This is a genomic window from Stenotrophomonas sp. C-A (assembly GCF_054030835.1).
This window is the reverse complement of sequence record NZ_CM132916.1, coordinates 3,432,068-3,456,844: the sequence shown is the minus strand read 5'-3', so window position 1 is coordinate 3,456,844 and position 24,777 is coordinate 3,432,068. Positions and strand designations below refer to the sequence as shown.

Annotated in this window: 23 protein-coding genes; 16 read left to right on the top strand and 7 right to left on the bottom strand. The window is 66.5% G+C overall.

The annotated features are described in order from the left end of the window. Positions 1 to 90: 90 nt before the first annotated feature. Complete coding sequence (locus tag ACW5IY_RS16280; protein ID WP_049435292.1) at positions 91 to 1,341, top strand: DUF819 family protein; 1,251 nt, start codon at positions 91 to 93, stop codon at positions 1,339 to 1,341. Positions 1,342 to 1,609: 268 nt separating this feature from the next. Here the strand turns inward: ACW5IY_RS16280 and ACW5IY_RS16275 are convergent, their stop codons facing one another. Beyond that, positions 1,610 to 1,834 (bottom strand): YbdD/YjiX family protein, encoded by a 225-nt coding sequence (locus tag ACW5IY_RS16275; protein ID WP_005410613.1) that lies wholly within the window; start codon positions 1,832 to 1,834, stop codon positions 1,610 to 1,612. After that, the gene (locus ACW5IY_RS16270) at positions 1,834 to 3,915 is read right to left on the bottom strand and encodes a carbon starvation CstA family protein (RefSeq protein ID WP_049435295.1); all 2,082 of its coding nucleotides are present in this window, start codon (positions 3,913 to 3,915) and stop codon (positions 1,834 to 1,836) included. The genes ACW5IY_RS16275 and ACW5IY_RS16270 overlap by 1 nt, the downstream gene beginning before the upstream one ends. A 215-nt stretch (positions 3,916 to 4,130) precedes the next feature. On the opposite strand from ACW5IY_RS16270, the gene ACW5IY_RS16265 reads away from it, so the two are divergent. Continuing rightward, positions 4,131 to 4,982 carry a pirin family protein gene (locus ACW5IY_RS16265; RefSeq protein WP_049435296.1) on the top strand — a complete coding sequence of 284 codons (852 nt, stop codon included), beginning with the start codon at positions 4,131 to 4,133 and terminating at the stop codon, positions 4,980 to 4,982. 128 nt (positions 4,983 to 5,110) lie between these two features. On the opposite strand, the gene ACW5IY_RS16260 is transcribed toward ACW5IY_RS16265, so the two are convergent. From ACW5IY_RS16260 to ACW5IY_RS16245, 4 genes are all read right to left on the bottom strand, one after another. Beyond that, positions 5,111 to 5,569, bottom strand: coding sequence for a hypothetical protein (locus tag ACW5IY_RS16260; protein WP_010482811.1), 459 nt, complete (start codon positions 5,567 to 5,569; stop codon positions 5,111 to 5,113). Between the two features lie 197 nt (positions 5,570 to 5,766). Beyond that, positions 5,767 to 6,486 carry an aquaporin Z gene (gene aqpZ / locus ACW5IY_RS16255; protein ID WP_019338641.1) on the bottom strand — a complete coding sequence of 240 codons (720 nt, stop codon included), beginning with the start codon at positions 6,484 to 6,486 and terminating at the stop codon, positions 5,767 to 5,769. Positions 6,487 to 6,607: 121 nt separating this feature from the next. Further along, positions 6,608 to 7,471 carry a pirin family protein gene (locus ACW5IY_RS16250; RefSeq protein ID WP_049435303.1) on the bottom strand — a complete coding sequence of 288 codons (864 nt, stop codon included), beginning with the start codon at positions 7,469 to 7,471 and terminating at the stop codon, positions 6,608 to 6,610. 492 nt (positions 7,472 to 7,963) lie between these two features. After that, complete coding sequence (locus ACW5IY_RS16245; RefSeq protein ID WP_049435297.1) at positions 7,964 to 10,027, bottom strand: 3-hydroxyacyl-CoA dehydrogenase NAD-binding domain-containing protein; 2,064 nt, start codon at positions 10,025 to 10,027, stop codon at positions 7,964 to 7,966. A 235-nt stretch (positions 10,028 to 10,262) separates the two neighbouring features. On the opposite strand from ACW5IY_RS16245, the gene rpoE reads away from it, so the two are divergent. The 9 genes from rpoE (at position 10,263) to recO (ending at position 18,931) form a co-directional block, all read left to right on the top strand. After that, positions 10,263 to 10,883, top strand: a complete 621-nt coding sequence (gene rpoE, locus ACW5IY_RS16240; RefSeq protein ID WP_010482816.1) for an RNA polymerase sigma factor RpoE — start codon at positions 10,263 to 10,265, stop codon at positions 10,881 to 10,883. After that, the gene (locus tag ACW5IY_RS16235; RefSeq protein WP_049435298.1) at positions 10,880 to 11,761 is read left to right on the top strand and encodes a sigma-E factor negative regulatory protein; all 882 of its coding nucleotides are present in this window, start codon (positions 10,880 to 10,882) and stop codon (positions 11,759 to 11,761) included. Before rpoE ends, ACW5IY_RS16235 begins: the two co-directional genes overlap by 4 nt. A 74-nt stretch (positions 11,762 to 11,835) precedes the next feature. Then, positions 11,836 to 13,371, top strand: a complete 1,536-nt coding sequence (locus ACW5IY_RS16230; protein WP_457326796.1) for a DegQ family serine endoprotease — start codon at positions 11,836 to 11,838, stop codon at positions 13,369 to 13,371. 180 nt (positions 13,372 to 13,551) lie between these two features. Next, on the top strand, positions 13,552 to 15,345 hold the full coding sequence (gene lepA / locus ACW5IY_RS16225) for a translation elongation factor 4 (RefSeq protein ID WP_049435304.1): 1,794 nt from the start codon (positions 13,552 to 13,554) through the stop codon (positions 15,343 to 15,345). A 54-nt stretch (positions 15,346 to 15,399) separates the two neighbouring features. Continuing rightward, positions 15,400 to 16,194, top strand: a complete 795-nt coding sequence (gene lepB / locus ACW5IY_RS16220) for a signal peptidase I (RefSeq protein ID WP_032129848.1) — start codon at positions 15,400 to 15,402, stop codon at positions 16,192 to 16,194. Positions 16,195 to 16,246: 52 nt separating this feature from the next. Then, positions 16,247 to 16,630: a DUF4845 domain-containing protein gene (locus ACW5IY_RS16215; RefSeq protein WP_010482821.1), complete on the top strand. Its 384-nt coding sequence runs from the start codon at positions 16,247 to 16,249 to the stop codon at positions 16,628 to 16,630. Beyond that, positions 16,620 to 17,300, top strand: coding sequence for a ribonuclease III (gene rnc, locus ACW5IY_RS16210; RefSeq protein ID WP_049435299.1), 681 nt, complete (start codon positions 16,620 to 16,622; stop codon positions 17,298 to 17,300). Before ACW5IY_RS16215 ends, rnc begins: the two co-directional genes overlap by 11 nt. Then, entirely contained in the window at positions 17,297 to 18,193 is an 897-nt protein-coding gene (gene era, locus ACW5IY_RS16205; RefSeq protein ID WP_010482823.1) for a GTPase Era, read from the top strand. The genes rnc and era overlap by 4 nt, the downstream gene beginning before the upstream one ends. A gap of 18 nt (positions 18,194 to 18,211) precedes the next feature. Continuing rightward, positions 18,212 to 18,931: a DNA repair protein RecO gene (recO, locus tag ACW5IY_RS16200; protein ID WP_049435300.1), complete on the top strand. Its 720-nt coding sequence runs from the start codon at positions 18,212 to 18,214 to the stop codon at positions 18,929 to 18,931. A 520-nt stretch (positions 18,932 to 19,451) separates the two neighbouring features. Here the strand turns inward: recO and ACW5IY_RS16195 are convergent. Beyond that, positions 19,452 to 20,180 carry a response regulator gene (locus ACW5IY_RS16195; RefSeq protein ID WP_010482825.1) on the bottom strand — a complete coding sequence of 243 codons (729 nt, stop codon included), beginning with the start codon at positions 20,178 to 20,180 and terminating at the stop codon, positions 19,452 to 19,454. A gap of 127 nt (positions 20,181 to 20,307) precedes the next feature. On the opposite strand from ACW5IY_RS16195, the gene rlmD reads away from it, so the two are divergent. The 5 genes from rlmD to ACW5IY_RS16170 all read left to right on the top strand — a co-directional run bounded on the left by rlmD (position 20,308) and on the right by ACW5IY_RS16170 (position 24,696). Next, positions 20,308 to 21,642 carry a 23S rRNA (uracil(1939)-C(5))-methyltransferase RlmD gene (gene rlmD, locus ACW5IY_RS16190; RefSeq protein ID WP_049436451.1) on the top strand — a complete coding sequence of 445 codons (1,335 nt, stop codon included), beginning with the start codon at positions 20,308 to 20,310 and terminating at the stop codon, positions 21,640 to 21,642. A gap of 33 nt (positions 21,643 to 21,675) precedes the next feature. Next, positions 21,676 to 22,161, top strand: a complete 486-nt coding sequence (locus ACW5IY_RS16185; RefSeq protein WP_049436452.1) for a CYTH domain-containing protein — start codon at positions 21,676 to 21,678, stop codon at positions 22,159 to 22,161. 112 nt (positions 22,162 to 22,273) lie between these two features. Then, the gene (locus ACW5IY_RS16180; RefSeq protein WP_049436450.1) at positions 22,274 to 22,969 is read left to right on the top strand and encodes a DsbA family oxidoreductase; all 696 of its coding nucleotides are present in this window, start codon (positions 22,274 to 22,276) and stop codon (positions 22,967 to 22,969) included. 165 nt (positions 22,970 to 23,134) lie between these two features. Further along, positions 23,135 to 24,142, top strand: coding sequence for a beta-N-acetylhexosaminidase (gene nagZ / locus ACW5IY_RS16175; RefSeq protein WP_049436449.1), 1,008 nt, complete (start codon positions 23,135 to 23,137; stop codon positions 24,140 to 24,142). Continuing rightward, positions 24,142 to 24,696 carry a hypoxanthine-guanine phosphoribosyltransferase gene (locus tag ACW5IY_RS16170; RefSeq protein ID WP_005410592.1) on the top strand — a complete coding sequence of 185 codons (555 nt, stop codon included), beginning with the start codon at positions 24,142 to 24,144 and terminating at the stop codon, positions 24,694 to 24,696. Before nagZ ends, ACW5IY_RS16170 begins: the two co-directional genes overlap by 1 nt. Positions 24,697 to 24,777 lie beyond the last annotated feature (81 nt).

The following is a 24,777-nucleotide window of genomic DNA, read 5'->3' as shown; positions in this document are numbered from 1 at the left end:
TGACCCGGCGTGAAGACAATGTTAATCTCGACCTGCGCCGCTTTATGCGGCGCTTTTTTTTCTCCGCTCTTTCGATCGACAGAGGATCCCATGCCGACCGAACCCGCTACTGCCCTGATCAGCGACGACATCGTTGGACTGGGCCTGATTGCCGCTACCCTGGCCCTGATCTTCTGGGCCGCCAGTGGCCCGACCCCGCTGCTGAAGAAGATCTTCGCCTGGGTGCCGGCGCTGCTGCTGTGCTACTTCATCCCCGCCATCTACAACACCGCCGGTGTCATCGATGGCCACAACACCTCGCTGTACAACCCGGTCGCGCGTGACGTGCTGCTGCCGGCTGCGCTGGTGCTGCTGACCCTGTCGATCGACCTGAAAGGGGTCATCAAGCTCGGCCCGAAACTGCTGATCGTGTTCTGCGCCGGCACTGCCGGCATCATGCTGGGCGCCATCGTCTCGTTCCAGCTGATGAAGCTGATCCACCCGGAAACCGTGGCCGGTGATACCTGGGCCGGCATGGCCGCATTGGCCGGCAGCTGGATCGGCGGCGGCGCCAACATGGTCGCCATGCGCGAAGTATTCGGCACCGATGCCACCACCTTCGGCCAGTTCGCCGTGGTCGACGTGGCCTGCGCCAGCCTGTGGATGGCGATCCTGTTGTTCCTGGCCAACCGCGCACAGCAGATCGACACCCGCAACGGCGCCGATACCCGTGCCATCGACGAGATGAAGGCGCGCATCAGTGCCTACGAGGCGCAGAACGCGCGCATTCCCAGCATGACCGACCTGATGGTGATCGTTGGCGTGGCACTGGGCGGCGTTGGTCTGGCGCATGCGATCGCCGCGCCGCTGTCCGGCTGGTTCAAGGCCAACGTCAGCTGGGCCAGCCAGTTCAGCCTGGACAGCCAGTTCGTGTGGGTGATCCTGCTGTCCACCGCGATGGGCCTGGGCCTGAGCTTCACCCGTGCGCGCAGGCTGGAAGCGGCCGGTGCGTCGCGGCTGGGCACGGTGTTCCTGTACTTCCTCATTGCCTGCATCGGCATGCAGATGAACCTGCTGTCGCTGCTGGATCGGCCGTGGCTGTTCCTGCTGGGTGCGATCTGGATGGCCACGCATGTACTGGTGCTGTGGGTCGTGGCCAAGCTGCTGCGCGCGCCGTTGTTCTTCTTCGCCATCGGTTCGCAGGGCAACATCGGTGCGGCGGCTTCGGCCCCCGTGGTGGCGGCGGCGTTCCATCCGACGCTGGCCCCGGTGGGCGTGCTGCTGGGCACGGTGGGCTATGCCACCGGTACCGGGCTGGCCTATGTCACCGGCCTAATGCTGAAGTGGATGGCCGGGGCCTGAGTCCTGAGCTGACGATCATGTTGCGTGTTCACGGCAATTGCCGTGAACACGCTTTCCCCGTGTAGAGCCGAGCCCACGCTCGGCTTTCTTTTTGCCTGCCACCGGGTAGATCCACGACATGCGTGGATGCATTTCATGGAGATCCATGAACAAAGAAGGGGTCAGATCCGTTTCCCGGAGGAAACGGATCTGACCCCTGATGCTTCTCGCCGTCACCGGAAATCTGTCGAAGGTGCGGGCGCCGGGCTGCAAGCCCGGCACCCAACCCTCAACAGCAGCGGCCACCGTTGCGACCGCCGTAACGCGCTTCCTGGCGCTCGCGGAAGAACGTCTTGTAGTCCATCGGCTCCTGGTCCGGATGCTTTTCCAGCATGTGCCGGACGTAGTTGTCGTAATCAGGAATGCCACAGCACAGCCGTGCGGTCTGCACCAGGCGCCGCCAGATGCGGCGGTGGGCCTGGTACTGGCCGGCGGGAACCAGTTGCGTGCTCATCACAGATCCACCATTTCATGCGGCTTCAGCGCCACGTACGGGGTCTCGCGGTCGCTGCGCTGCGGATTGCGGCGGGCCGCCAGGATGGTCTTGATCGAATACACCAGCACCGCGCCCACCACCAGCAGGAACAGCGCGGTCAGGCCGGTGTTGACGTAGGCATTGACCACGATCTGCTTCATCTGCGCCACCGACTTGGCCGGTGCGGTGATGGTGTCGCTGGCGAGCGCGGCCTGGAACTTGTGTGCCTGTGCCAGGAAACCCTGTGCCGGGTTGCTGTCGAAGATCTTGATGAAGCCGGCGTAGGTGGTGCAGATCAGCAGCCAGATGGCCGGCACCGCTGTCACCCACGCATAGCGGTCACGCTTCATCTTGAACAGCACCACCGTGCCCAGCATCAGCGCGATACCGGCCAGCATCTGGTTGGAGATACCGAACAGCGGCCACAGCGTCTGGATGCCACCGAACGGATCGACCACGCCGGTGTAGAGCAGGTAGCCCCACAGCGCCACGCAGCCGGCGGTACCGATGATGTTGGCGGTCCACGACTCGGTTTTCTTCAGGGCCGGCACGAAGTTGCCCAGCAGGTCCTGCAGCATGAAGCGTCCGGCGCGGGTGCCGGCGTCCACCGCGGTCAGGATGAACAACGCCTCGAACAGGATCGCGAAGTGGTACCAGAAGGCCATCATTGCGTCGCTGCTACTGGGGATGGCCTGGTGCAGGATCTGCGCGATGCCTACCGCCAGTGTCGGCGCGCCACCTGCACGATGCAGGATGGTCGGCTCGCCAATCGCCGCCGCGGTCGCGGTCAGCTGCTCCGGCGTGATGGTGAAGCCCCAGGTGTTGGTGATGTAGTGCGCCGCCGACGCAGCATCGGCGCCGATCACCGCGGCCGGGCTGTTCATCGCGAAGTAGATGCCCGGGTCGATGATCGATGCGGCCACCAGTGCCATCACCGCTACGAACGATTCCATCAGCATGCCGCCGTAGCCGATGTAGCGCATGTGCGCCTCATTGGCCAGCAGCTTCGGCGTGGTGCCAGAGGAGATCAGGGCATGGAAACCGGAGACCGCACCGCAGGCGATGGTGATGAACAGGAACGGGAACATGCCGCCCTTCCACACCGGGCCATCACCGCTGGCGGCGAACTGGGTCAGTGCCGGCATCTTCAGTTCCGGCATCACCACCAGGATGCCGATGGCCAGCGCGATGATGGTGCCGATCTTGAGGAAGGTCGACAGGTAATCACGCGGGGCCAGCAGCAGCCACACCGGCAGCACCGAGGCGACGAAGCCGTAGCCGATCAGCATCCAGGTGATCTGGGTGCCGGTGAAGGTGAACGCCGGGCCCCAGACCGGATCGGCGGCGACCTTGCCGCCGTACCAGATCGCAGCCAGCAGCAGGATCAGGCCAACCACCGAGATCTCGCCGATCTTGCCGGGGCGGATGTAGCGCATGTACACGCCCATCAGGATCGCGATGGGCATCGTCGCGATCACCGTGAACATGCCCCACGGGCTTTCGGCCAGCGCCTTGACCACCACCATCGCCAGCACCGCCAGGATGATGATCATGATCAGGAACGCGCCGAACAACGCGATCGTTCCGGGCACCTGGCCCATCTCCTCGCGCACCAGGTCACCCAGCGAACGGCCGTTGCGGCGGCTGGACAGGAACAGGACCATGAAGTCCTGCACCGCACCGGCCAGCACCACGCCCACCACCAGCCACAACAGGCCGGGCAGGTAGCCCATCTGCGCGGCCAGTACCGGGCCGACCAGCGGGCCGGCACCGGCGATGGCGGCAAAGTGATGGCCGAACAGCACGTGCTTGTTGGTCGGCACGTAGTCCAGGCCATCGTTGTTGATCACCGCCGGGGTGGCCCGGGTCGGATCCAGCTGCATCACCTTGTTGGCGATGAACAGGCTGTAGAAGCGGTAGGCGACCAGGTACAGCGAAACCGCTGCCACCACGATCCACAGTGCGTTGATGTGTTCGCCGCGGCGCAGGGCTACGGTGCCCAGACAGAATGCGCCGAGCAGGGCGAGTACCGCCCAGCCCAGTTTGGAAAACCCTTTCATGAGGTGCTCTCTCCCGGAAAGACAGACAAAGAGTCCCGCGTGCCCTCGACAGGGTCAATTGGCACAGGACGAATCGGCGGTAGTACTTTGGTCGTACGTTTGTTGTGCTGACGTGCAGCGAACATCAGGGATGGAACAATCGGTTGCGGCGCCGTCCATTGGCGTGCAGCCGTGTGGCGTCCATCTTCAGTGGCATCCATCCAACAGGAGTCGCCATGAGCTTTCCCGAACCGGTCCGCGTGCTGCGGACCATCCGTGGCATGCCCACCTCCGACGGTGCTGGCGTGCGCCTGACCCGCGTCATCGGTGGCCCCACGCTGCCCGACCTGGATCCGTTCCTGCTGCTCGATGAGTTCGGTACCGATCGTGCCGAGGACTACATCGCCGGGTTTCCGGAGCATCCGCACCGCGGCTTCGAAACCGTCACCTACATGCTCGACGGGCGCATGCGGCATCGTGACAATCACGGCAACGAAGGCCTGCTGACCCCGGGCAGCGTGCAGTGGATGACCGCTGGCCGTGGCCTGGTGCATTCGGAGATGCCCGAGCAGGAGAGCGGGCAGATGCGCGGGTTCCAGCTGTGGGTGAACCTGCCGGCGAAGGAGAAGATGACCGACCCGAAGTACCAGGAATTCGCGCCCGAGCGCATTCCCGTGGTGCACCCGGAGCCGGGCGTGGAGGTAAAGGTGATTGCCGGCAGCGTGGACGGCACCGATGGCCCGATCGTGCAGCCGGCCACCGATCCGCTGTACCTGGACATCACGCTGGCCCCGGATCGCGCCTGGACCTATGCGTTGCCGGAAGGGCACAACGCCTTTGCATACGTGTTCGAAGGTGGCGTGACCGTGGGTGAGCAGGACGCCGCGCGTGACGTGGCACGCCAGGAGCTGGCGGTGCTGGGCGGCGGTGAGCAGCTGCACCTTTCGGCCGGCAGCGAAGGTGCACGGTTGATCCTGGTTGCGGGCCGTCCGCTGCGCGAACCGGTGATGCGCCACGGGCCGTTCGTGATGAACACACGGCAGGAACTGATGCAGGCCTTCGTCGATTTCCAGGAAGGCAAGTTCTGAGGGAGTGCCGGCCGCTGGCCGGCAACCTCTTCTGATCAGGATCGAAGCGTTTGCCGGCCAGCGGCCGGCACTACCGTCGGATCGGGTCGCATTGCGGGGATGCTGCCAGGCAGTCATCCCCGTCACGTTCAGCGCCCCGCGGCCACGGCCGACGGGGTCAGGCTCATGCCCTGCGCCAGCTGCTGCAGCGAGCCCAGTTCCTGGGCGCTGTCCGGATACAGTGAAATCTGCGCGTAACGCCCTTTGTCGAGCTTGACCACACTGATGCGGCGCTCGGCATAGCCGGGCGGCTGCTGGCCTCCCAGATCGGGCTGGTACCAGTACAGCGACTCACCGCCGAAGCTGCCCTTTTCCTGGCGCAGCGAGCGGTTCAATGGAAGGTTGGGATCGCGCGCACTGAGCATCAGGCTCAGTACCTCGCGGCCGTCCCCGGTGCTGGCGCGGCAGACCAGAAAATCGGCCTGTGCCTGCTGTTGCCACTGCAGGCCGCTGCTGGCCGGCAATGAAGGACATTCGGTGGGAGCCTGCGCAGCGGCCTGGGCCGCAGCGAACAGCAGGCTCGACAACACTACAGGCGCGAACTTCATGCATCCCCCAAGGTGGTCTGTCGTGTGGCTCCGCCAGATGGGCTGGCGGCCATGGCATCCCATCCCCGGATGCCGCCCCGGCCGGCATGTGCACGGACGGTCAACTCAACCTTAACGGAACGTGAGCGATCGCACAAATCGCGGTTACAAGCGTAACCATTGCGGCCGAAGGTCGGCCGCAATGGTCCGCACAGGCCTCAGCGGTCGTTGCCGATCCACTTGTAGATGATGCCGCCGATCGCGCCGCCCAGCAGCGGAGCGACCCAGAACAGCCACAACTGGCTGACCGCGCCGCTGCCGGCGAAGAAGGCCACCGCCGTGGAGCGGGCCGGGTTCACCGAGGTGTTGGTGACCGGAATGCTGATCAGATGGATCAGGGTCAGCGACAGGCCGATCGCCAGCGGCGCGAAACCGGCCGGTGCCTTGCCGTGGGTGGCGCCCATGATCACGATCAGGAACACCGCGGTCAGCACCACTTCGCACAGGAAGGCGGCCGCAACGCTGTAGCCGCCGGGCGACAGCGCGCCATAACCATTGCTGGCGAACGCACCGGCCTGGCTGCCGTCGATGGCGAAGCCACTGGCGCCGGAGGCGATCTGCAGCAGGATGAAGCCGGCCAGCAGGCCGCCGGCGACCTGGGCGATGATGTAGGGCACCAGGTCCTTGGTCGGGAAGCGGCCGCCAGCCCACAGCCCGACGCTGACTGCCGGGTTGAAGTGCGCGCCGGAGATGTGGCCGAACGCATAGGCGCCGGTCACCACGGTCAGGCCGAAGGCGAGCGCCACGCCGAGGAAACCGATACCCAGCGGATTGCCGTCACCACCGAACTTGGCGGCCAGCACCGCGCTGCCACAGCCACCCAGAACCAGCCAGAACGTGCCGAGGAACTCGGCGGACAAGCGTTTACCCATGCTCATGTGTTGCACTCCTTTGACGAAAGAAAGTGTGATTTATGTCACATTTCAGTGATCAGCGGGTGACTGTAGTGTCAACGCCGGGTGCAGGGATACACCTTCGGATGTGTGCAACACGCGATGTTCAGTACTGCGGCAGCGGGATGAACTCCTTGTCGTCGCCCGGGATGGTGCCGAAGCGACCGGCCTCCCAGTCGTGCTTGGCCTGCTCGATGCGCTCCTTCGAGCTGGACACGAAGTTCCACCACAGGTGACGCGGGCCATCCAGCGGCTCGCCGCCGAACAGCATCGCCTTCACCGGCGTCTTCGCGCGCAGGCGACCTATCGCACCGGCTTCGGGGATCACCAGGTGCTGGGTGGGGATGTCCACGCCGTCCAATTGTGCGTCGCCTTCGAGGATGTACAACGCGCGCTCGCGGTGGCCATTGTCGATATCGATCTCCGCATCCGGGTCGAGGTCGATTGCTACGTTGAGGGTGTCGGCGAACACCTTCACCGGCGATTCCTCGCCATAGGCGCGCCCGGCGATCACCCGCAGCCAGGCACCATTGCGGCGCTGCTCGGGGAGGGTTGCCGCGGCATGGTGGTAGAAGGCCGGTTCGATTTCCTCATGCGACTTCGGCAACGCCACCCAGGTCTGCATGCCGTGGATCGGGTTGTCATGGTCGCGGTCCGGTTGCGGCGTGCGCTCGGAATGGGCGATGCCGCGGCCGGCGGTCATCCAGTTGACGTCACCGGGACGGATCACCTGGTCCGACCCCAGCGTGTCGCGGTGGCCGATCGCGCCCGACCACAGGTAGGTCACGGTGGCCAGGCCGATATGCGGATGCGGGCGCACATCGATGGCGGTGCCGGGGTGCATGAGCGCCGGGCCCATCTGGTCGACGAACACGAACGAGCCGATGCTGCGCGCCTGCAGGGTGGGGATGGCGCGACGGACTTCGAGGCCGCCGATGTCGTGCACGCGCGGGGCGATGATGGTGGTCATGCGGGCGTTCTCGCTGGCAGGGATCAGGTGGTCAGCATCGCATGCAGCTGTGACGGGCACATGCCCCGTATGGGTAACAGGTTGTTCCAGCCAACGGCGCAGCCCCTCGTGGCTGTGGGGTTGGTCGCTGAAGGCAGAAGCAAAAGCAGAAGCCGCGCTTGGCCGGGCGGGTGGGTGGCGCAGGGGACGCTGCAAGTACGTCCATGTAAGCTCGATCGCCGCGTCCATGCGGCTCACGCCCCTGCGCCACCCGCCCGCCCGGCCTCTGACAGTTTCCGTGTGCTGTCCAGCCACGGAGAAGAAAAAGAAAATCAAAATCAAACGCCGGTCGCTTCGCTCGCATCCACGCATGGCGTGGATCAAGCGTGTCGACCAAGGTCGACCCCGCCCCGCCCAACAAACAGAAAAGCCAGAGCCGCTTTGGCTCTGGCTTCTGCTGTGGCATTTGACGTTGCCTCGGCGGGTGCCGGGCCGCAGGCCCGGCCGATAAACTCAAATCACCGGTTCGCGCAGGGCGGGGTTGTCCCAGCCCGGGCGCGGGGCGAAACGGTCGCCGTGGCGCTGCTGCAGCGCCTTCAACCGCTCGACGATCGCATCGGCTCCCACTGCGCGGATGTGCTGGATCGGGCCGCCACGGAACGGTGCGAACCCGGTGCCGAAGATCACGCCCGCATCCAGCAGGTCCGCATCGGCCACCACGCCTTCGTGCAGGCACGCCACCGCTTCGTTCAGCAGCGGCAGGATCAGGCGGTCCTCCAGATCGGCCGGTGCCTGGTAATCGCTGGCCACGTCCGGCTTCTTCGGCTTGCCGTTTTCCCAGGTGTAGATGCCCTGGCCATCCTTCTTGCCACGCTTGTCCGGTTCCACCGTCTGCAGCGCGGCCGGAATCTGCAGGCCCAGGAACGGCGCCAGTTCGCGGCCGACGCCGGCAGCCACGTCCAGGCCCACGGTGTCGATCAGTTCGATCGGCCCCATCGGCATGCCGAACTTCACCGCGGCCTTGTCGATCACCGGGCCCGGGATGCCTTCGGCGTAGGCAGTGGCGGCTTCCAGCATGTACGGGAACAGCACGCGGTTGACCAGGAAGCCCGGGCTGCCGGCCACCGGCACCGGGAACTTGCCCAGCGCCTTGCAGAACGCGGCCAGGCGGCGCTCGGTCTCCGGCGCCATGCCGTCGTGATGGATGATCTCCACCAACGGCATCTGCGCGACCGGGTTGAAGTAATGCAGGCCAGCGAACTGTGCTGGGCGCTGGATGTGGTCGCGCAGTTCCACCAGCGGAATCGACGAGGTGTTGGTGGTCAGCAGTGCGTCCACCTTCATCTTCGGTTCCAGCGTCTGGTACAACGCACGCTTGGCTTCCGGATTCTCGATGATCGCTTCGATCACCAGGTCGGCCTCGGCCACGCCGTTGCCATCCAGGTCGGCGCGCAGGCGTGCCGCCACGGCAGGGCGCTTGCTCTCGTCGCGCACCTTCTTGGCGAACAGCGCCTGCGCGCGTTCCATGGCGGGATCGATGAAGCGCTGCTCGCGGTCCTGCAGGGTCACCTCGAAGCCCTTGTAAGCGGCCCATGCGGCGATGTCGCCACCCATCACGCCGGCGCCGACCACGTGCACGTGGCGGATGCCGGAGTCACCGCCGCCCAGGCCCTTCAGGCGCTCGGTCAGGAAGAAGATGCGGATCAGGTTGCGCGCGGTCGGCGTGCTGGCCAGCTTCACCACTGCGCGGCGTTCGGCATCCAGGCGCGCCTGGATCGGCTTGCCGCCGCTGCGCTGCCAGGTGCTGATCAGCGCGTACGGCGCCGGGTACTGGTCCTTCTTGGCCTTGCGTGCGACCTGCTTGACCATCTGCGGTGCCAGCAAAGTGCGTGCCAGCCAGGTATTGGTGGCCCAGGCCGTCGCGCGCTGCTTGAACGGGCGGGTGGTGCCGGACAGCGCCAGCGCCACGGCGGTGTCGAGCACCACCGCCGGTGCCACCACCTTGTCGACCAGGCCGATGCCACGCGCGGCCGAGGCCGACAGGGTGCGGCCGGTCAGCATCATGTCCATCGCCGCCGGGGCGCCCACCAGCTGCGGCAGGCGTGCACTGCCGCCCCAGCCCGGGAAGATGCCCAGCTGGGTCTCCGGCAGGCCGATGCGGGTGCTGCTGTCATTGGAGGCCACGCGGTAGCGGCAGGCCAGTGCCAGTTCGGTGCCGCCGCCCAGGCAGTGGCCGTGGATGGCCGCCACGGTCGGGCAGGGCAGCTCGGCCAGCTTCTGGTAAGTGGCCTGGCCGCGGCGGATGGCGTCGTTGACGGTGCCGCGGCGGTCGAACTCCTGGAACTCTTTCAGGTCCGCACCGGCAATGAAGCCGGCCTTCTTCAGCGACTGGATCACCACGCCCTTGGGCGGGTCCAGCGCAATGCGCTCGAGCAGGTCGCCCAGTTCCAGCAGCACGTCCTGCGACATGGCGTTGACGCTGCTGTCCTGACGATCCAGGGAGAGAACCACCACGCCGTCGTCGCGGATCTCGGGGTGCCAGTGGCTGAAGCGGAGACCATCGAAGCCTGAGAGCATGGACGTTCCATCCGGTTGTGTATGGAGAAGCGGCTATGATCCAGAGGTTGTTTCCCCCGCGTCAAATCCCAATAGCAGGGGAGTGGCGACCCCGGATCCATGGCCGTGGACCGGAACGCTAACGGAACGGTGGTTAAAAGCTGGTGCGGCGCCAGGTGATCGGCGACTGAACTTTTCCCGGGATTGGCAGTCTCATTGCCCGACGTCGGTTGGGCTGACAGGAGTGCGGCCCCTCATGGCCGATGTTGATACACCTCAGGAGCTGGATCTGGAACTGGTCCGGCGCGTGCAGCACGGCGAGAGCGCCGCGTTCGATGTCCTGGTGCGCAAGTACCAGCATCGCGTGGTGGCCCTTGTCGGTCGCTACATCGCCGACTGGAGCGAATGTCAGGACGTCGCCCAGGACACTTTCATCCGTGCCTACCGCGCGATCGGAAGTTTCCGTGGCGATGCCCAGTTCTCAACCTGGTTGCATCGAATCGCCGTGAATACCGCCAAAAACTACCTGGCTTCACACAATCGCCGACCGCCGACCGATGACATCGACATCGGTGATGCCGAACAGTTCGACAGCGGGACGCGCCTGCGCGACACCGACACGCCCGAACGCGAGTTGATGCGCCAGGAACTGGAACAGACGGTGATGAAGGCCGTCAACGCGCTGCCGGAAGAGCTCCGGTTGGCGATCACCCTGCGCGAGGTGGAAGGCCTGAGTTACGAGGATATCGCGCAGAAAATGGGGTGCCCGATCGGCACCGTGCGCTCACGGATCTTCCGGGCGCGCGAGGCGATCGACACCGAACTCCGGCCGCTGTTGGACATCGGCAGCGCCACCCGTGAGAAGAGCCGCGTATGACCAGTAATCCGTTCAACGAATCGCAGAACCATCAATCGCCCGCCGGGCAGCGCCTGGACCAGCGCCATCGCGAGCAGCTGTCGGCCCTGGTCGATGGCGAGCTGGGCGCCGATGAAGCGCGCTTCCTGCTGCGCCGGATGGAGCATGACCCCGAACTGGCCGGCTGCCAGGAGCGCTGGCAGCTGCTGGGTGATGTGATGCGCGGGCAGGCGTCGGCACTGGCGCCGGCCGGGTTCAGTGCCGCCGTGGCTGCCGCCATCGCCGCCGAGCCCGCGCCGCAGGCCGAGCCGCGCCGTCAGGTGCGTCGCAGTGGTTGGCGGGCCTGGGGCGGTGGCGCCGCACTGGCCGCATCGGTGGCGGCGGTGGCCCTGTTCATGGGCGGTGAGAAGTTGAAGGAGGCCACCCCGGGCGAGCCGTTGGCACCGCAGGTGATCGCCAGCCAGGCCGAACTCGCGCCGGCACCGACGACGCCGGCTCCGGTGACCGAAGCCTCGGTGGATACCGCCGCAATGGCCGTGGCCGGTGTACCGGCAGTGGCCATGGCCGCGGCCAGCCGTCGCCAGGACACCCGTCGCGCCAGCGCTACCCGCAGCCAGCAGGCCGCGCGTGCCGCCCAGCGTGAGGACATGCCGCAACGCGCTGTGGCCGCCGCACAGGCGCCGTTGACCCCGACCGTGCCGGCCAATGCCGGCCGCAACATGCCGTTCGGTGAGGTCGGTGGCCTGCAGGCGCGACCGTGGCCGCGCTCCAGCCTGGCGCCCGCTGCCGGCGGCGCGCTCAATGCGAGCTTCCCGGCCCATGCCGGGGGCGCCGCGTTCTACCCGTTCGAGCCGCGCCTGCAGGACGACCTGCCGGTGCCGCCGCGCCCGCGCGACTGAGCCGGGCGCTTTCACGCCCCGCCGTCGGCGGGGCCCGTATTCCTCTTTCCATCCGATCCGGAGGTTGCCGTCCGATGACTCCCCGACTCCGCACGCAGGCCATGGGCCTGCTGGCCCTGACCCTGCCGTTGATGGCCTGCGCGCAGGCCCCGGCTCCGGCCGCCCAGACCCAGGCCGCGCCGGCCGCCGCGCCGCGGGCGCCGGCCCAGCCGCTGGTCACGGGCCTGCCTGACTTCACCAATCTGGTCGAACAGGTCGGACCTGGCGTGGTCAACGTCGACACCACCATCGTCCGCAACAACCGCCAGGCCTCACGGGGCCCGATGGGCGGCGACGATGACATGCCGGAGTTCTTCCGCCGCTTCTTCGGTCCGGATTTCCCGATGCCGGGGCAGGGCCCGGGCGGCCCGGACGGTGGCCCCAGCATCAAGGGCCGCGGTATGGGCTCGGGCTTCATCATCTCGCCCGATGGCTATGTGCTGACCAACTACCACGTGGTGGCCGATGCCAGCGAGGTGAAGGTCAAGCTGGGTGACCGCCGTGAGTTCACCGCGAAAGTGGTGGGCAGCGACCAGCAGTACGATGTCGCACTGCTGAAGATCGACGGCAAGAACCTGCCGACCGTGCGCGTTGGCGACTCCAACTCCCTCAAGCCGGGTCAGTGGGTGGTCGCGATCGGCTCGCCGTTCGGCCTCGATCACTCGGTCACTGCCGGCGTGGTCAGCGCCCTCGGCCGCAGCACCGGCGGTCCGGACCAGCGCTACGTGCCCTTCATCCAGACCGACGTGGCGATCAACCAGGGCAACTCCGGTGGCCCGCTGCTGAACACCCGTGGCGAAGTGGTCGGCATCAACTCGCAGATATTCTCCGCGTCGGGCGGCTACATGGGCATCAGCTTCGCGATCCCGATCGACCTGGCGATGAGCGCGGTCGAGCAGATCAAGAAGACCGGCAAGGTCACCCGCGGCCAGCTCGGCGCGGTGGTGCAGGAAATCGACGGCCTGAAGGCGCAGGCGAGGGGCCTGCCGGACAGCCGCGGCGCCCTGGTCAACCAGATCGTGCCGGATTCGGCTGCAGCCCGGGCCGGGGTGAAGATCGGCGATGTGATCCGCTCGGTGAACGGCGCGCCGGTCAACAGTTGGTCCGACCTGCCGCCGCTGATCGGCGCGATGGCACCGGGCAGCCGGGTCACCCTGGGCGTGATCCGCGATGGCAAGCCGCGTGACCTCAGCGCTACCCTGACCGCACTGACCGAAGATGGGCAGGCCAGTTCGCGTGGCCCGGCCACCGGCGACAGCGATGCGGCGCCGCAGGCCGGCGCCAATGCCCTGCTGGGGCTGGACGTAAGTGACCTGACCGCGCCGCAGCGCAAGCAGCTGGGCCTGGAATCGGGCGAAGGCGTGCGCATCACCGGGGTCAAGGGCCAGGGCGCGCGTGATGCGGGCCTGTCTCCGGGCATGGTGATCCTGCAGGTGGCCAGCACCCAGGTTGGCAGCGTGGACGCGCTGAACCGTGCACTGTCCAGCTACAAGAAGGGCGACGTGGTGATGCTGCTGGTGCGTACCGGCAGCGGCAACAGCGCGTTCGTGGCGGTGAAGGCCGGCCAGTAAGGCCTGCCGGGGCCGCTTCGGCGGCCCCTGCTTCTCTTCCGAAGCCCCGCCCCGGCGGGGCTTCGGCCATTCCGGGCCCGGTGCGATGAGGCCGTTTTCGCGGGCGGGCGCCGGGCGTGCGATAATCGACCGTTACCCTGACGACGCCGCGCGCCGCCGCCACCTATGTCTTCTGATTCGATGCGGAACATCCGCAACTTCTCCATCATCGCCCATGTCGACCACGGCAAGTCCACGCTGGCCGACCGCATCATCCAGCTCTGTGGTGGCCTGCAGGCCCGCGAGATGGAAGCGCAGGTGCTCGACTCCAACCCGATCGAGCGCGAGCGTGGCATCACGATCAAGGCGCAGTCGGTGTCGCTGCCGTACCTGGCCAAGGACGGGCAGACTTACCATCTGAACTTCATCGACACCCCCGGCCACGTCGACTTCTCCTATGAAGTCAGCCGCTCGCTGGCCGCCTGCGAAGGTGCGCTGCTGGTGGTCGATGCGGCCCAGGGCGTGGAAGCGCAGTCGGTGGCCAACTGCTACACCGCCGTGGAGCAGGGCCTGGAAGTGGTGCCGGTGATCAACAAGATCGACCTGCCCACCGCCGACATCGAGCGCGCCAAGGCCGAGATCGAGGCCGTGATCGGCATCGACGCCTCCGACGCCGTGCCGGTCAGCGCCAAGACCGGCCTGAACGTGCAGGACGTGCTGGAAGCGATCGTGCACCGCATTCCGCCACCGGCGCCGCGCGACACCGACAAGCTGCAGGCGCTGATCATCGACTCCTGGTTCGACAACTACCTGGGCGTGGTCTCGCTGGTGCGCGTGATGCAGGGCGAGATCAAGGCCGGTGACAAGCTGCAGGTGATGTCCACCGGCCGCAACCACCAGGTCGACAACGTCGGCGTGTTCACCCCGAAGCGCAAGGTGCTGCCGGCGCTGCGTGCCGGTGAAGTGGGCTGGGTCACCGCCAGCATCAAGGACGTGCACGGTGCGCCGGTCGGCGACACCCTGACCCTGGCCGGCGACCCGGCACCGAAGCCGCTGCCGGGCTTCCAGGAAATGCAGCCGCGCGTGTTCGCCGGCCTGTTCCCGGTCGATGCCGAGGACTATCCGGACCTGCGCGAAGCGCTGGACAAGCTGCGCCTGAACGATGCCGCGCTGCGTTTCGAGCCGGAAAGCTCCGAGGCGATGGGCTTCGGCTTCCGCTGCGGCTTCCTCGGCATGCTGCACATGGAAATCGTGCAGGAGCGCCTGGAGCGCGAATACAACCTGGACCTGATCAGCACCGCGCCGACGGTGGTGTATGAAGTCCTGAAGACCGATGGCTCGATCATCAACATGGACAACCCGGCCAAGCTGCCGCCGGTGAACCAGGTCGAGGAGATCCGCGAGCCGATCATCCGTGCCAACGTGCTCACTCCCGAGGAGTACATCGGCAACATCATCAAGCTGTGCGAAGAAAAGCGCGGCAGCCAGATCGGCATCAACTACCTGGGCAGCCAGGTGCAGATCAGCTACGAGCTGCCGATGGCCGAAGTGGTGCTGGACTTCTTCGACAAGCTGAAGTCGGTCAGCCGTGGCTACGCCTCGCTGGACTACCACTTCGTGCGCTTCGACGCCGGCCCGTTCGTGCGCGTGGATGTGCTGATCAACGGTGACAAGGTCGATGCGCTGTCGCTGATCGTGCACCGCAGCCATGCCGACCGCCGTGGCCGCGAGCTGTGCGAAAAGATGAAGGACCTGATCCCGCGCCAGATGTTCGACGTGGCCATCCAGGCCGCCGTCGGCTCGCAGATCATCGCCCGTACCACGGTCAAGGCCATGCGCAAGAACGTGCTGGCCAAGTGCTATGGTGGCGACGTTTCGCGCAAGAAGAAGCTTCTGGAAAAGCAGAAGGAAGGCAAGAAGCGCATGAAGCAGGTCGGCCGCGTGGAGATCCCGCAGGAAGCGTTCCTGGCCGTGCTGCAGATGGACAACAAGTAAGCCCGCACCGGCCCTGCGGGGCCGGTCGTCTGGTGACGTTGCAAAGGACCCTGAATGAAACTGTTTGAGATCCTCCTGGTCGTGCTGACCCTGGCCTCGGGCCTGATCCTGCTTGCGGACAAGCTGTACCTCGCCAAGCGTCGCGCCCAGCGCGCCGGCCTGCTCGATTCCGAGCCGGTGCTGGTGGATTACTCGCGTGCGTTCTTCCCGGTGCTGGCGATCGTGCTGATCGTGCGCAGCTTCATTGCCGAACCGTACAAGATCCCGTCCAGCTCGATGATGCCGAACCTGCTGATCGGCGATTTCATCCTGGTCAACAAGTTCTCCTACGGCCTGCGCCTGCCGATCAGCAACACCAAGTTCGTGCCGGTTGGCGAGCCCTCGCGTGGTGACGTGGTGGTGTTCCACTTCCCCGGCCATGGCGAGAACGATCCGGCCAAGGGCGAGAACTTCATCAAGCGCGTGATCGGCGTGCCGGGTGACACCGTGGTCTTTGAAGGCGACGGCGTGATCCTCAACGGCGAGCCGCTGAAGTACGACAACAAGGGCATCTACGCCGGCCACAAGGGCCAGGGCGAGGGCGCCAACCTGCTGGTCGAACACCTGCCGGGCCGCACCCACACGGTGCTGGAGACCGACTACCCGCGTGGCCAGGGCCAGTGGACCGTGCCGGCCGGCAAGTACCTGGTGATGGGCGACAATCGCGACAACAGCGACGACGGCCGTTTCTGGGGCCTGCTGCCGGAAGAGAACCTGCGCGGCAAGGCCTTCCTGATCTGGCTGAACTGCCAGGGCTGGTTCTGCAAGGATGGCTTCGAGCCGTCGCGGATCGGCTCGAGCATCAACTGACCGGGCATCAACCGAGTATTTTCACATCCAACGCGTATCTGGGGAGAACGCAATGAAGACGATGAACACGCAGCGTGGCATGACCCTGACCTCGTTCCTGACGGTCCTGATCGTGGTTGGCTTCTTCCTCTACATCGGCATGAAGCTGTTCCCGATGTACCAGGAGTACTACGCGGTGCGCTCGGCGATGAAAAGCCTGGCCAACGAGCCGGGCGTGGGCAGCATGGAGCCGGCGCGCATCCAGGACCTGTTCTTCAAGCGCCTGTACATCAACTACTCGGACAATGTGAAGCCGGCCAACGTGAAGTTCGACCGTCGCGACAATGGCTGGACCCTCAAGGTCAACTACGAAGTGCGCCGTCAGCTGATCGGCAACCTCGATGTGGTTGGCAAATTCGATTCTTCCCAGGACCTGACACGAAGCGGTGCCCAGTAAATTCATCCAACGTGGCGACCTGATTGGTCATGCCTTCAGCGACCCGGCCCTGCTCAAGCAGGCGCTGACGCATCGCAGTGCCGGTGCGCCGCACAACGAGCGCCTGGAGTTCCTCGGCGACAGCATCGTCAACATGATGGCGGCCGAGGCGTTGTACCGACGCTGGCCCAAGGCTGACGAAGGGGCGATGACCCGTGCCCGTGCCGAGCTGGTGCGTGAAGGCGCGCTGGCGGTGATCGGGCGCACCCTGGAACTGGGCGAGCGGCTGACCCTGGGTCCGGGCGAAATGAAGTCCGGCGGTCATCGCCGCGACTCGATCCTGGCCGACGCGGTGGAAGCCGTGGTGGCCGCGATCTACCTGGATGCCGGCTTCGAGGCCTGCCGGACGGTGGTACTGCCCTGGTTCAGTGCTTCGATCGAGGCACTGCCGGCCTCCGGCCGGCCCGAGAAGGATCCCAAGACCCGCCTGCAGGAATGGCTGCAGGCCCGACAGAAGGCGTTGCCGCAGTATGAACTGGTGTCAGAATCCGGTGACGACCACGCCAAGCACTTCCGGGTACGCTGCAACGTAGCCGACCCGGCCGCCAGCATCGAGGGCGAAGGCGCCTCGCGGCGGCTTGCCGAACAACAGGCGGCTGCAGCCGTCCTAGAACAACTGGATTCCAAGTGAGCGAACAAACTTCCCATCATTGCGGCAGCGTGGCCGTCATCGGCCGCCCGAACGTGGGCAAATCGACCCTGACCAATGCCCTGGTCGGCGCCAAGGTCAGCATCGTTTCCAACCGCCCGCAGACCACGCGCCATCGCCTGCTGGGCATCGCCACCTATCCGGAAGGCCAGTTGGTGCTGGTCGACACCCCCGGCCTGCACAAGGTGCAGAAGCGGGCGATGAACCGGGTGATGAACCGCGCCGCGCGCGGCTCGCTGGAAGGCGTCGATGCCGGCCTGCTGGTGATCGAAGCCGGTCGCTGGGACGAAGAAGACAGCCTGGCCTTCAATGTTCTGCGCGACGCCGGTATCCCGGTGGTGCTGGTGGTCAACAAGATCGACCGTCTGAAGGACAAGGGCGCGCTGCTGCCGTTCCTGCAGGAAGTCACGGCCGGCCGCGACTTCTCGTCCGTGCACCCGATCTCGGCGCAGAAGCGCAACGGTCTGGAAGCACTGGTACGTGACGTACTGGCGCTGTTGCCGGAAGCGCCGCCGATGTTCGGCGAAGACGAGATCACCGACCGCAGCCAGCGTTTCCTGGCCGGCGAGCTGGTGCGTGAGCAGCTGATGCGCCAGCTCGGCGAGGAACTGCCGTACGCGACCACCGTGGAAATCGAGCGCTTCACTGAAGATGGCAACCTGCTGCGCATTGGTGCGGTGATCTGGGTCGAGCGCGAGGGCCAGAAGGCGATCGTAATCGGCAAGGGTGGCACCCGGCTGAAGGAGATTGGTGCCAAGTCCCGCCTGCAGATGGAACGTCTGTTCGGGGCCAAGGTGTTCCTGGAGACCTGGGTGCGCGTGCGTGAAGGCTGGTCCGACGACGAGGCCGCACTGAAGGCCTTCGGTTACGAGTAAGCCGTTGCGGTCGCTTCGATGATGATCGAGGACGACACTGGCTTCGTGCTGCACGCACGGGCCTACCGCGAGACCAGCCTGCTGGTCGAAGTGCTGAGCGCGCAGCATGGCCGCATTGGCCTGCTCGCGCGTGGCGTATCCACCGCCAAGGGACAGGTGCTGCGCGCTGCTCTTCAGCCGCTGCAGTGGATCCGTTTCAGTGCCCTGCAGCGGGGTGAACTGGCCCAGCTGCGGGGTGCCGAGGCGCTGGATGCCGCGCCACGCCTGGTTGGCCAGGCGATGCTGGCCGGCTTCTACCTGAGTGAACTGACCCTGCGCCTGGCCCCGCGCCAGGACCCGCTGCCTGAGTTGTACCTGGCCTACGGCGAGGCACGTGCGCGGCTGGCCGTGGGCGCCGGCCTGGCCTGGACTCTGCGTCGCTTCGAACGCGAGCTGCTGTCCGCGCTGGGCCTGGGTTTCGATCTGGACAGCGCGAGCGACGGCCAGCCGATCGACCCGGCCGCGCGCTACGAACTGGACCCGCAGGAAGGCGCGCAGCGCCTGCTGAGCGAGCGCGGTGGGGAACGCCGGGCGGCGGCCACTGGCTCGGCGCTTCTGGCGTTGGCGGCGGACGAAGAGCCCGATGCCGCCGACCTGGCCAGCCTGCGCCTGCCGATGCGGCGGGTGCTGGCCCATCACCTGGGCGCCCGCGGCCTGAAGTCCTGGGAAATGCTCGAGCAGCTGGCCCCCCGGCGGTAGGGGGTGTTCGGCAGGGCTTGCAGCCCTGCACCTGCCGCAGCCGAAGCCGAAGCAACAGCAAAAGCTGGCTATGCGTGGGTAGGCGGGGTGGGGCCGGTTGAGGGGGACGCTGCAAGTACGTCCATGTAAGCTCGGTCGCCGCATCCATGCGGCTCACGCCCCCTCAACCGGACCCACCCCGCCTTCGACAGTTCTCCGCGAGTTGTCGGAATGGCATGGGGTCAGATCCGTTTTCTCTCGGAAAACGGATCTGACCCCAGATTGATTTCGATATCTGACAGAAATTCATCCACGCATGGCGTGGATCTACCAGATACCGGGAAATTGTCAGCGGCGGGGCGGTGTCGGAGTGCGGGGTGTCAGCCGCATGGATGCGGCTGCCAAGCCCCCATGGACGGGTTTACGGCGTCCCCGCACTCCGACACCGCCCCGCCAACCCACGGGATGCCAGCTTTTGCTTTTGCTGTTGCCTTGGCTTGAAGCCTCTGCGGGTGCAGGGCGCAGCCCTGCCGAACACCCCTCAATGCAGCAGGGCCGCCACCGCCGCGCGGAACCCGTCCTGGGCCTGCCCGGACTCCGGCGCATGATGCAGCTGCCGCACCGCGCGTCCCAGCCGTGCCGCGCCGACGAAGCCACAACTGGCCTGCAACCGGTGCAGCTGGCTGCGCAGCTGACGCTCGTCGTGCTGGTCCACGGCCTGCTCGACCGCGTCGCGTACCCCCGGCAACTCGGCCAGGAACAGCTCGCGCAGGGCGATCAGGTGGTTGCGCTGGCCATTGAGCGCGGCCAGTGCCGCGGTCTCGTCCCAGTCCTGCACCTGCAGCTCGACCGCTGCCGGGGCCGGGGCAACGAAGATCCCCGCTGGGCTGTTCACCAGCGCGCGGCGCACGGCTTTCAGCAACTGGTCGCGGCCCAGCGGCTTGACCAGCGTGTCGCTGAAGCCAGCTTCACGCAGGCGGGCATGGATGGAGGTGTCGCCATCGGCGGTATGCGCCAACGCGGGGGTATCGGGGTGTGAACGGCGCAGTTCGCGCAGCAGCTGCGCGCCGTTGCCGTCCGGCAGGTTGACGTCGATCAGCCACAGGTCATGCGCGCCGGGTTCGGCGCTCGCCAGCGCACTGGCCAGTGAATCTGCGGTGTCCACGTCCGCCGGTAACGTTTCCAACGCCGCCTTGAAAAAACCGCGGCTGATGATGTCGTCCTCGACAAGCAGGAAGCGGGGCCGGCTGGCCCGCGGGGTCATCTGCATCAGGGCTGCCTCCATGTCAGCTGTTGCAATCATCAAGCACGGCGGCGGCGGGCGCAAGCGGGTCCGGGCCCTGCCGGTCAGGATCTGCGACAATACGCCCCCATTTTTGCCCGCAGCCTGTTGCCACGTGGCCCGATCCCGCTCCCGCATCGACCGTACCCCGTTCCAGACCGAGATCCTCGACCTCAGCCATGATGGTCGCGGCGTCGCCCGCCGTGAGGGTGAGGGCGGCAAGGTCACCTTCGTCAGCGGCGCACTGCCGGGTGAGGTGGTCATGGCCGAACAGACCGCCCGCAGCCGCCATTTCGACGAAGCGCGCACGGTGGAAGTGCTGAAGGCCTCGCCGCAGCGCGTGACCCCGAAGTGCCCGCACTTCGGCACCTGCGCCGGCTGCGTGCTGCAGCACCTGGACGAAGACCAGCAGATCGTCGCCAAGCAGCGCGTGCTGATGGACAACCTGGAACGCATCGGCCACGTGAAGCCGGGTACCGTGCTGGCGCCGCTGGTCGGCGAGAGCTGGGGCTACCGGCGCAAGGGCCGCTTCTCTGTGCGCCGGGTCGAGAAGAAGGACAAGACTCTGGTCGGCTTCCGTGAACAGGACCCGCGATTCGTCGCTGACCTCAGCCAGTGCCTGACCGTGATCCCGGAAATCGGCACCAAGGTCGAGGCGTTGTCCACCTTCATCGAATCGCTCGATGGCAAGCGCGATATCCCGCAGATCGAGTTCATCGCCGGTGACCAGGCCGTGGTCCTGACCGTGCGTCACCTGCAGCCGCTCAGCGATGCCGATCGTGCGGCCTGGGCTGCCTTCGGCCAGCAGCATGGCTTCGTGATCTACCTGCAGTCCGGTGGCGTGGACACCGTGCAGCCGCTGGACGGGCAGGGCGTGCCGCTGTCGTTCCGGCTGGCGCCGTGGGATGTGGAGCTGGCGTTCCGTCCGCTGGACTTCATCCAGGTCAATGCCAAGCTCAACGAGAAGATGATCGCCCACGCCCTGGACCTGCTGGAACCGGGTGAGGACGAGCGCGTGCTGGACCTGTTCTGCGGCCTGGGCAACTTCACCCTGCCGCTGGCGCGTCGCGTGCGCGAAGTGGTGGGTGTGGAAGGTGATGGTGGCCTCGTCGCGCGTGCGCGTGAGAATGCCGAGCGCAATGGCCTGGCCAACGCCCAGTTCTTCAGCGCCGACCTGACCCAGGATCAGCGCAGCACGCCGTGGATGCGCCAGGGCTTCGACAAGCTGCTGCTGGACCCGCCGCGCTCGGGCGCGATCGAAGTGCTGCAGCAGCTGCCGCTGAAGCAGTTCAAGCGCATCGTCTATGTCAGCTGCCACCCGGGCTCGCTGGCCCGCGATGCCGGCTACCTGGTCAACGAACAGGGCTTCACCCTGGTCAGCGCCGGTGCCATGGACATGTTCCCGCACACCGCACACGTGGAAAGCATCGCGGTGTTCGAGAAGCGCTGATCGGCTGTCATGCCCATCGCGCATAATGGTGCGATGGGCATCGAAATCGAACGCAAATTCCTCGTCAGCAGTGATGGCTGGCGCGCCGCCGCGCACCGGGTGATCCCGATGGCGCAGGGCTACATCAACGACATGGGCGCGCTCGACCGCGGCACCCAGAACGCCTCGGTGCGCGTGCGCATCGAAGGCGATCATGCCGCGCTGAACCTGAAGTCGCGCACCATCGGCCATACCCGCCAGGAGTACGACTACCCGATCCCGGTGGACGATGCACGCGCGCTGCTGGCGCTGTGCGTGGGCGGCCTGATCGACAAGCGCCGCCATCTGGTAGAACACGCCGGCCTGACCTGGGAAGTGGACGAGTTCCTCGGCGACAACGCCGGCCTGGTGGTGGCCGAGGTCGAGCTGGACAGCGCCGACCAGGTCATCGACCTGCCGGACTGGGTTGGCGTCGAAGTCACCGATGATGCCCGCTACTACAACGTTGCCCTGGCCAGTCGCCCGTATTCAGAGTGGTGAACTCCAAAAAGGGGACGGAGGGGATTAAGTCGTCTTTACCCCACCTGTGCGGGAAGCGACTTAATCCCCTCCGTCCCCTTTTATCGAGGGAGGCGGGCCCCATGTCGTGGGGATGAGAATCGACATCTACTCCGACGTGGTCTGCCCCTGGTGCTGGATCGGCAAGCATCGTTTCCAGCAGGGCGTGCAGTTGCTGGGCGCGAACGCGCCTGAACTCGATATCCACTGGCAGCCGTTCCAGCTGGACCCGGACGCGGACGCCACCCCGGTGCCGCTGCGCGAGGCCTACGTGCGCAAGTTCGGGGGCGTCGAGCGTACCGAGCAGATCCTCGGCCAGACCCAGACCACCGCGCGTGCCGAGGGCCTGCCGATGGACTTCAGCCAGGGCCAGGTGCGGGTGACCACGCTGCCGGCGCACCGGGTGCTGTGGCTGGCCGGCGAGCATGGCGTGCAGGATGCGGTCGGCGAGGCTCTGTTCCGCGCTCACTTCGAGCACGGCCAGAACCTGGCCGACCCCTCGGTGCTGATCAAGGCCGGCGTGGCGGGCGGCCTCGACGCCGGCGAAATCGCGCAGATGCTGGCCTCCGACCGCGGCCTGGCCGAGGTCGAAGCCAAGCTGGCGCAGGCCCATGCATTGGGCGTTTCTTCGGTGCCGACCTTCGTCATTGATGGGAAGTGGGCCATTTCCGGGGCACAGCCGCCGGAGGCCTTCGCCAACGCCCTGCGCCAGATTGCGGCCGAACAAGGCGCTCCGGCAGCTTCGGCTGACGGCGACGAGACCTGCGGCCCGGACGGTTGCAAGGTCTGACCGGCCCCCCAAAAAGGGGACGGAGGGGATTAAGACGTATCCAGCCCACCTGGGTCGATTGCGCCTTGATCCCCTCCGTCCCCTTTTTCTGACCACTGCGCCTGTCGGCCGGTTCTGCGACAATGCGGCACTGCGCCATGCGGGCGCGCGTTGTGGAGATCGACCATGCTGCTGATCGGCGTTGCCGGCACCGAACTGACCGCCCAGGAACGTGACTGGCTGCAGCACGATGCCGTGGCCGGGGTGGTGCTGTTCAAGCGCAACTTCGCCTCGCGCCAGCAGGTGACCGATCTGAGCGCGGCGATCCGTGCCGCTGCCCCACGCCCGCAGCTGATCTGCGTGGATCAGGAAGGCGGCCGCGTGCAGCGTTTCCGCGAGGGCTACAGCGAGCTGCCGCCGCTGCAGGACATCGGCGCACTGTACGCCACCGATCCGCAGCAGGCGCTGGCGCTGGCCGAGCAGCATGCCTGGCTGATGGCCAGTGAAGTCCGTGCCAGCGGCCTGGATCTCAGCTTCGCGCCAGTGGTCGACCTCGGCCGTGGCAACCGCGCCATTGGCAACCGCGCCTTCAGTGAAGACCCGCAGGTGGTGGCCGCATTCACCGCCGCCTACGTGCGTGGCATGCATGCGGTTGGCATGGCCGCCACGCTCAAGCATTTCCCCGGCCACGGCACCGTGCTGGAAGATACCCACGTCGATACCGCGATCGATCCGCGCGCGCTGGACGAGCTGCGCGCGCAGGACCTGGTCCCGTTCCAGGCCGGCATCGCCGCCGGTGCCGACGCGGTGATGATGGCGCACGTGATCTACCCGCAGATTGCGCCTGAACCGGCCGGCTACTCGCCGCGCTGGATCCAGGACATCCTGCGCGGCGAGCTCGGCTTCCGCGGCGTGGTGTTCTCCGATGACATCGGCATGGCCGCCTCGCACAGCGCCGGCGGTGTGCCCGCGCGCGTGCACGCGCATCTGGATGCCGGCTGCGACGTGGTGCTGGTCTGCCACCCGGAACTGGTCGATGAAGCCCTGCACGCGGTGCAGGGACGCTCCCTCAATACTGCTGCGCTGCTGGGCCTGATCGGCCGCGGCGCGCTTGGCTGGGATGGCCTGCTGGCCGATGCCCGCCATGGCGACACCCAATCCCGTCTGCTTGAAACCCTTGGAAGAACCGTCTGATGCCCAACCTCACCATTTCCCAGGCCCTGGCCCAGGCTGACCTGCTGGTCGACCGCCCCACCATCGACAAGGCCATCGCTGGTATCGCCGACGCCATCGCGCGCGATTACAAGGGCGAGGTGCCGCTGTTCCTGTCCATCATGCACGGTGCGCTGCCGTTCGCCGGCCAGCTGGCGCTGGAACTGGGCGCGCGCGGCCAGGACGTGCAGTTCGATTACCTGCACGCCACCCGTTACCGCGGTGAAACCACCGGCGGCGACCTGGTCTGGAAGCACAAGCCGGCCACCTCGCTGTTCGGCCGCCGCGTGCTGCTGGTCGACGACATTCTGGACGAGGGCTACACCCTGCAGGGCGTGCGCACCTGGTGCCTGGAACAGGGCGCGACCGACGTGCGCATCGCCGCGATGACGGTGAAGAAACACGACCGCGCGCTGCCGGACGTGACCGCCGACTACGCCGGCATCGAACTGCCGGACCGCTACGTGTTCGGCTTCGGCATGGACGTCAATGAAACCCTGCGCTGCGTGCCGGCCATCTACGCGATGAAGGAATAACGGCGCAGCCGCCCGCGGCGCGTCTTCTTCTGCCGCCGGCATCCTCGGGTGCCGGCGTTCGTCTTTTCATGGAGTGCTTCG